At 61.2% G+C, this 6,473-nt stretch carries 8 protein-coding genes; 3 read left to right on the top strand and 5 right to left on the bottom strand.

Annotated features, from left to right (window positions below):
* Positions 1-35 precede the first annotated feature (35 nt).
* Positions 36-1,175 carry an AAA family ATPase gene (locus HUN39_RS17505; RefSeq protein WP_175095725.1) on the bottom strand — a complete coding sequence of 380 codons (1,140 nt, stop codon included), beginning with the start codon at positions 1,173-1,175 and terminating at the stop codon, positions 36-38.
* Positions 1,176-1,341: 166 nt separating this feature from the next.
* Positions 1,342-1,548: a hypothetical protein gene (locus HUN39_RS17500; protein ID WP_175095724.1), complete on the bottom strand. Its 207-nt coding sequence runs from the start codon at positions 1,546-1,548 to the stop codon at positions 1,342-1,344.
* Positions 1,549-1,986: 438 nt separating this feature from the next.
* On the opposite strand from HUN39_RS17500, the gene HUN39_RS17495 reads away from it, so the two are divergent.
* The 3 genes from HUN39_RS17495 to HUN39_RS17485 all read left to right on the top strand — a co-directional run bounded on the left by HUN39_RS17495 (position 1,987) and on the right by HUN39_RS17485 (position 4,899).
* Positions 1,987-2,982, top strand: a complete 996-nt coding sequence (locus tag HUN39_RS17495) for a L,D-transpeptidase (protein WP_175095723.1) — start codon at positions 1,987-1,989, stop codon at positions 2,980-2,982.
* A gap of 207 nt (positions 2,983-3,189) precedes the next feature.
* On the top strand, positions 3,190-4,407 hold the full coding sequence (locus HUN39_RS17490; protein WP_175095722.1) for an LL-diaminopimelate aminotransferase: 1,218 nt from the start codon (positions 3,190-3,192) through the stop codon (positions 4,405-4,407).
* 36 nt (positions 4,408-4,443) lie between these two features.
* On the top strand, positions 4,444-4,899 hold the full coding sequence (locus HUN39_RS17485; protein ID WP_332310785.1) for a protein tyrosine phosphatase family protein: 456 nt from the start codon (positions 4,444-4,446) through the stop codon (positions 4,897-4,899).
* Here the strand turns inward: HUN39_RS17485 and dapE are convergent.
* Genes dapE through HUN39_RS17470 form a run of 3 tightly spaced genes read right to left on the bottom strand, consistent with a single transcriptional unit; the run spans position 4,862 to position 6,465 of the window.
* Positions 4,862-6,043, bottom strand: a complete 1,182-nt coding sequence (gene dapE, locus HUN39_RS17480; protein WP_175095720.1) for a succinyl-diaminopimelate desuccinylase — start codon at positions 6,041-6,043, stop codon at positions 4,862-4,864. The two genes, HUN39_RS17485 and dapE, sit on opposite strands and share 38 nt — an antisense overlap.
* Positions 6,044-6,238 (bottom strand): type II toxin-antitoxin system HicA family toxin, encoded by a 195-nt coding sequence (locus tag HUN39_RS17475; protein WP_175095719.1) that lies wholly within the window; start codon positions 6,236-6,238, stop codon positions 6,044-6,046.
* Positions 6,238-6,465, bottom strand: coding sequence for a DUF1902 domain-containing protein (locus HUN39_RS17470; RefSeq protein WP_175095718.1), 228 nt, complete (start codon positions 6,463-6,465; stop codon positions 6,238-6,240). The genes HUN39_RS17475 and HUN39_RS17470 overlap by 1 nt, the downstream gene beginning before the upstream one ends.
* Positions 6,466-6,473: the final 8 nt, after the last annotated feature.

The raw sequence follows: 6,473 nt of genomic DNA, 5'->3' as shown, positions 1-6,473 counted from the left end.
CGCGATCCCCTTGCGACATGACCAAGTGAATCAACTCAACCCCGATTTGGCCAGAGGTTTTTGGAGGCGTCCAACTGGTTTCCAGTTGATTTTGAAAGTTTCTCGAATAAGTGCAGCAGAGCCAATTGCCATTTCGGATGGAGATGCAATTCAGGTTCATCAATGACTATTAGTGCATTCCTGACGTTCAAGGCATAAATCGCAAAGAGATACGTTAGCAACTCCCGCTCTCCAGAAGAGGCCGCGCTGACAAGAAACGAAGTTCCTTGCTTGCTCAGAGCAACGTCATACTCATTCCTCAAAGCATTTATAGTTCTCAATTCCCAGTCATAGCCTAGCCCTTTCAGCTCCTCAGACAGGGCCTTTAGGTTTTTGTCCGCCTTCAAAGCTTCTCTCGCGCTCTGATTGTCTTCTTCCTGAAGAAGTCTATATTTCTGTGCAAGACGACCGATAGCTAATTGTAGAATACTTCTTCCGTTTCTAGATGACGTAGCGTCAGAAGAACGCTTTTCCTCGTAGTCATTGTAGTCATATAAGCCAATATTGGCATGAAAAGCGGCAGAGGTACGGTTTACTGGCAGGTATACCATTGGAAGCTGCAAGGCAATCTGCCCGAGCTCCGCTCGTAGCTGATTGTCGATTTCAAAGAGCTGGAGATAAGACAAAAAATCGGACGCCTCTTTCGAATTCTCCGTGTGTAACGCTCCATCTTGAAGTCTATAAACAAAGTGTTGCCCAGCGAAGAGCTTAGAGACTTCCCAACCATTCGCGGCTTCCCAAGGGCTATTATCGAAGCGCTTTTTTGTTGCCGCCATTGCCTCATCTGCGTGAGCCTGAATGGTAGCCATGTTTTTGACGTCGACAGCTGTTACCTCAATCTCGACCTCCACAATTTGAGGCGACTCTCTACCGTCACTATGCTTTTCAAGAGTAAGCGAAGATAATTGATCATTGTATCTGAGCTCCCACCGGTCCGGCTGATCTGCTCTGGGAGTGTGCACAAAATACCGGGTTGCCAAAAGAAACCTTCTTAGCATCACCACTGCCGTATCGAGCAAGTTCGTCTTGCCTCCGCCATTCGGACCGATGATTATTGAAATCTGACCTTCTAGAGTGAGTTCCTGTCGCTCAAGGAAGCTCCTGACGTTTTCGATCGCGATCCTTCGAAGCAGCATTTTCAGGGCTCCAACATTGCTGAGTGGCTTACGAGGGAACGACTGTGACGTTGCAGAAAAAAGATGTTATAAATGCCCGGCCGCTCGAGTTTAGCTAAAATTGCAACTCGCGCCCAATTGCAACAAAGAACATCAGTTCCTATCCCACTAAATTCCGCCTATGCCTTCAGCAGGCCACCTCACAGCTTCCCGTCAGCGACATGACCTCGGCGACGACGCCGCGTCTGACCAGACAGCGCCAGGGCGCGCGGTTGGGGCCGGCGCCGATCGTCACGCTATTATTCGCCTCAGACGTTTCCGCGCTGAGCACGACGAGTTTCGGAGTGTTCGTCTGTCGCTTCACCGCCACATAGCGATTCGGGGCCTTCGCCACGTTGCGCCACATGCCCCTGCCCCTCACCCTCGCTTCGCTCGACCTCTCCCCGCATGCGGGGAGAGGTTTGCGCCCGCGCCGGAATCAACTCGGACGCGCAAAGAGATTCCACCAAAAGAAATTCGCGTTCATCCGCTCCGGTTCGTCTCGACCCGCTCGGCCGGCCGCCCCCTCTCCCCGCTGGCGGGGAGAGGTGAGGTGAGGGGCTGGGGGTCGTCGCGGAAGGCTGATTGCAGCAGCGGACTCGGCGCCTTCGTCACGTTCCGCCACATGCCCCGGCCCCTCACCCTCGCTTCGCTCGACCTCTCCCCCCAGGCGGGGAGAGGTTTGCGCGCGCGCCGCGCGCTGTGCCCCGCCGCACTTTGTTAACCTAGCTGTTCATGCTACCCGCGGTTCGTTACGCGTGGACCTTGGGGGCCATGTTTCGGGGGGCATGTCATGACCATCATTGCAGCGAACCGCCGTGGATTTTTGGGCGCGATGCTTCTGGCGAGCGCCGTCATCACCGGGCGCCGCGCGTTCGGCGACGAGAAGATGGCGGAGATCGGCCGGCTCAAGCCGGGCGAGTTCATCTGGCGCCCCGAGCTCGCTTTGAAGGGACCCGTCTCCGTCGTCGTGTCGCTTCCCCAGCAGCGCGTGCATGTCTATCGCAACGGCATCCGCATCGCCGCCTCCACCTGCTCGACCGGCAAGCCCGGACATTCGACGCCGACCGGCGTCTTCGTCGTGCTGGAGAAGGACCGGAATCATCACTCGTCGCTGTACGACGACGCGCCGATGCCGAACATGAACCGCCTCACCTGGTCGGGCGTCGCGCTGCATGCCGGCAATCTCCCCGGCTATCCGGCGTCGCATGGCTGCGTGCGCCTGCCGGCGAAATTCTCTGAATTGCTGTTTGGCGTCACCCATATCGGCACGCCGGTCATCATCGCCGGCGCGCATACCGACCCTTGGGAACTGACCCATCCCGGCATGGTGCTGAGCGGCTATGCCGAACAGGAGTTCGAGCAGGTGCTCTCCGGGCTTGAGGGCAAGAAGCATCCCTCCGACTGGACGGAAGCCGAGAATTTCCCCGTCACCAGCGTCGTCGCCTCCTCGGCCGACCAGGTGATCGAGTTGATCGAGAACGACCATGTGGTGGCGAAATCCGTCCTTGGCTTAGAGGGCGTCGACAAGCTCGGCTCGCATGTGTTCGTGCTGAACGGCGCCGATCAGAATTCGCGCGGCATGCATTGGAGCGCGATCACGCATCATCATGAGGATTCGGCGCTCGCGCCGGACCAGGACGTGATCCAGCGGCTTCGCGCCGACCCGTCCTTCAACGCGGCCATGCAGGCGCGCATGCATCCCGGCATGACCATGGTGCTGACCGACGCGCCGCTGTCGCCCGACAGCCGCTCTGGCAAGGATTTCGTCATCGTCACCACGGAGTGACGGCGGCGCAGGACTTCGGCGAAGGACGAGGGTAAGGAAAACATACGCGAAGCCGGGCTTCCTCGCCCTTCGAGACGCGTGCTGCGCACGCTCCTCAGGAAGAGGAAGCCCTCCACCCGATCGCCCTGGAGCCGCGGCGCCCGCCCCTGACGCCCGCGCCAAAATGCGCTAGACTTGCCGCTTCGCGCCTTCCGGAACAAACACAGAATGTCGGATTTCTATCGCATCAAGCGCCTGCCCCCTTATGTTTTCGAGCAGGTGAACCGCCTCAAGGCGCGCGCCCGCGCCGGCGGCGCCGACATCATCGATCTCGGCATGGGCAATCCCGACCTGCCCGCCCCCAAGCACGTCATCGAGAAGCTCGTCGAGACCGCCGGCAAGCCGCGCACCGACCGCTATTCGGCGAGCAAGGGCATCGCCGGGCTGCGCCGCGCCCAGGCGGGCTATTACGCGCGCCGCTTCGGCGTGACGCTCGACCCCGAATCGCAGGTCGTCGCGACGCTCGGCTCCAAGGAGGGCTTCGCCAATATGGCGCAGGCGATCACCGCGCCGGGCGACGTGGTGCTGGTGCCAAACCCCTCCTACCCGATCCACGCCTTCGGCTTTCTGATGGCCGGCGGCGTCATCCGATCCGTGCCCTCGGCGCCCACGCCCGACTATTTCGTGACGCTGGAGCGCGCGATCATCCACTCGATCCCCAAGCCGATCGCGGTGGTCGTCTGCTATCCGTCCAATCCGACGGCGGAAGTGGCCTCGCTCGACTTCTACAAGGATCTCGTCGCCTTCGCGAAGAAGCATGAGATCTTCGTGCTCTCCGATCTCGCCTACGCCGAAGTCTATTTCGACGACAATCCGCCGCCCTCGATGCTGCAGGCGCCGGGCGCGATGGATGTGACGGTCGAATTCACCTCGATGTCGAAGACCTTCTCGATGGCCGGCTGGCGCATCGGCTTCGCGGTCGGCAATGAGCGGCTGCTCTCGGCGCTGGCGCGGGTGAAGAGCTATCTCGATTACGGCGCCTTTACGCCGGTGCAGGTCGCGGCGGTCGCGGCGCTCAACGGCTCCGACGACTGCGTCAAGGAGATGCGCGCGATCTACAAGCGGAGGCGCGACGTGATGGTCGAGAGCTTCGCGCAGGCCGGCTGGCCGATCCCGGCGCCGCGCGCCTCGATGTTCGCCTGGGCGCCGGCGCCCGAGCGCTTCCGCAACATCTCCACGCTCGAATTTTCGAAACTGCTGATCGAGAAAGCCGACGTCGCCGTCGCGCCGGGCGAGGGCTTCGGCGAACATGGCGAGGGGTTCGTGCGCCTCGCGCTCGTCGAGAACGAGCAGCGCATTCGTCAGGCGGCGCGCAATCTGCGGCGCTTCTTCGAGACGGCGGATGCGCAGCTGCACAATGTCGTGCCGCTCGCCGCGCGGGGGTGACGCCGTCGCAATGAAACGCAACGCGTGAGAGCGCCAGTGGCCGATCCCGTCGACATCTACAATTGGCTGCGTCTCGATGAGCGGACCACGACATCCGGCCAGCCGACGCAAGCGCAGTTCGACGAGATCGCCGCGCTTGGCGTGCGCGAGGTCATCAATCTCGCTCCCGCGACCAGTGAGAAGGCGCTAAAGAACGAAGCGGAGATTCTGGCGGCGCTGGGCCTGCGCTACACGCATATTCCGGTCGACTTTCAAAATCCCACACAAGCGGACTTCGATCGCTTCTGCGAGGCATTTGAAGGCGCGAGCGAATCTGCGACGCATGTCCACTGCATCGCGAACTACCGGGTCTCGGCCTTCCTTTATCTTTATCGGATCAGCGCAGGCATGGATGAGGCCCGCGCCCGCGCCGACCTCGACAGAATATGGACGCCCAATCCTATTTGGGCCGCCTTCATCGAGCGGACGCGCCCTCGAAATAGCGCTCAATGATGCGCGCATAGACCGCGCAGAGCCCGTCGATATCGGCGACGCGGGCGTTCTCATCGACCGCGTGAATCGTCTCATTCGTCAGGCCGAACTCCAGCACCGGACAATAATTGACGATGAAGCGCGCGTCCGACGTGCCGCCGGTCGTCGAGAGTTCCGGCGTCAGGCCCGTCACCTGCCGCACGGCGTCAACCACGAGTTCGGTGAAGGCGCCGGGCTTGGTGATGAAGGAGACGGCGTTCGACGGCGGAAATTCAACTTCGACATTCGCATTCGGCGCCGCTTCCTTGATCACCTGCAGAATGCGCGCTTTCAGCGACTCATGCGTCCAAACGTCGTTGAAGCGGACATTGAACTGCGCGCGCGCCTCGCCGGGAATGACATTGACCGCCGGATTGCCGATGTCGATCGTGGAAAATTCGAGATTGGAGCGCTCGAAATGCGTCGTGCCTTTATCGAGTTCGTGCCCTGAGAGCGCAGAGACGATGCGCGCGATGATCGGCGCGGGGTTTTCGGCGCGCTGCGGATAGGCGACATGGCCCTGCTTGCCGATGACGCGAATGCGTCCGCTGAGCGAACCGCGCCGGCCGATCTTGATCATGTCGCCGAGCGTCGACGCATTGCTCGGCTCGCCGACGATGCAGTGATCGAAGCGCTCGCCGCGCGCCGCCGCCCATTCAAGCAGCTTCACCGTGCCATTGATCGAGACGCCTTCCTCATCGCCGGTAATGAGCAGCGAGAGCGTTCCCCAAGATTTTACATTCGGCGCGCCATGAAGCTCGACATAAGCGAGCGCGGCGGCGGCGAATGCGGCGATGGCGCCCTTCATGTCCGAGGCGCCGCGGCCGTAGACGCGGCCGTCCGAGACTTCCGCCGCGAAGGGTTCGAAGCGCCAGCGCGAACGATCGCCCGGCGGCACGACGTCGGTGTGCCCGGCGAAGGCGAGGTGCGGCGCGCCGGAACCGATTTTGGCGAAGAGATTGTCGATGTCGGGCGTGCCTGGCGCGGAGAAGACGATTCGATGCGTCTCGAAGCCGACCGCCTTCAGCGCCGTCTCGACGACGTCGAGCGCGCCGGCGTCGGCCGGCGTCACGGACGGACAGCGAATGAGTTCGCGGGTGAGCGCGACGGCGCGGGACTGCGTCATTTAGAAGGCTTTCGGCAAACCAGCCTGTTTCAAGACCTCATTCGCGGTATGGCGCGATTTCGTCGTTCGAGGCAATGTGAAATTCCGGTTCGTGATTGGACTATGCCAGATTTCGTGGCTGCCTTTGCCGGGCCGCGCCAAACTGCATCCCGCGGCGACAAGAAGCGCGACAATCTGCGGATAGAAGTCGGCCATCAGCCGGCGGCGAGACCGAGATGAGTCTCCGCCTTAAAAGTGAGCGAAACTTCTCGCACGCCCGTCGCATCCAGCTCCAACAGGTCAGGCAAGATAGCGCGAACTTCGTCGATCATCGACTGCCAGGACGCCGCCTCGACGACCAGTCCCGGCGCGTCGTCGCTTGTCGCGATCCAGACATGGGCTTCATCGTCCCAGCGCGCGTCAATTTGGATGGGTTCGGTCATGAAAGAAA

Origin of the sequence: Methylocystis silviterrae, assembly GCF_013350005.1 — a bacterium.
GTDB lineage: Bacteria > Pseudomonadota > Alphaproteobacteria > Rhizobiales > Beijerinckiaceae > Methylocystis > Methylocystis silviterrae.
The sequence above is the reverse complement of the archived record's forward strand: the minus strand, read 5'-3'. Positions and strand labels throughout refer to the sequence as shown.

What these genes read in the sequence shown, in the direction of transcription:
- dapE (WP_175095720.1), bottom strand. Translation starts at nt 6,043, where the DNA reads ATGACGCAGTCCCGCGCCGTCGCGCTCACCCGCGAACTCATTCGCTGT.
- HUN39_RS17475 (WP_175095719.1), bottom strand. Translation starts at nt 6,238, where the DNA reads ATGGCCGACTTCTATCCGCAGATTGTCGCGCTTCTTGTCGCCGCGGGA.
- HUN39_RS17470 (WP_175095718.1), bottom strand. Translation starts at nt 6,465, where the DNA reads ATGACCGAACCCATCCAAATTGACGCGCGCTGGGACGATGAAGCCCAT.
- HUN39_RS17495 (WP_175095723.1), top strand. Translation starts at nt 1,987, where the DNA reads ATGACCATCATTGCAGCGAACCGCCGTGGATTTTTGGGCGCGATGCTT.
- HUN39_RS17505 (WP_175095725.1), bottom strand. Translation starts at nt 1,175, where the DNA reads ATGCTGCTTCGAAGGATCGCGATCGAAAACGTCAGGAGCTTCCTTGAG.
- HUN39_RS17490 (WP_175095722.1), top strand. Translation starts at nt 3,190, where the DNA reads ATGTCGGATTTCTATCGCATCAAGCGCCTGCCCCCTTATGTTTTCGAG.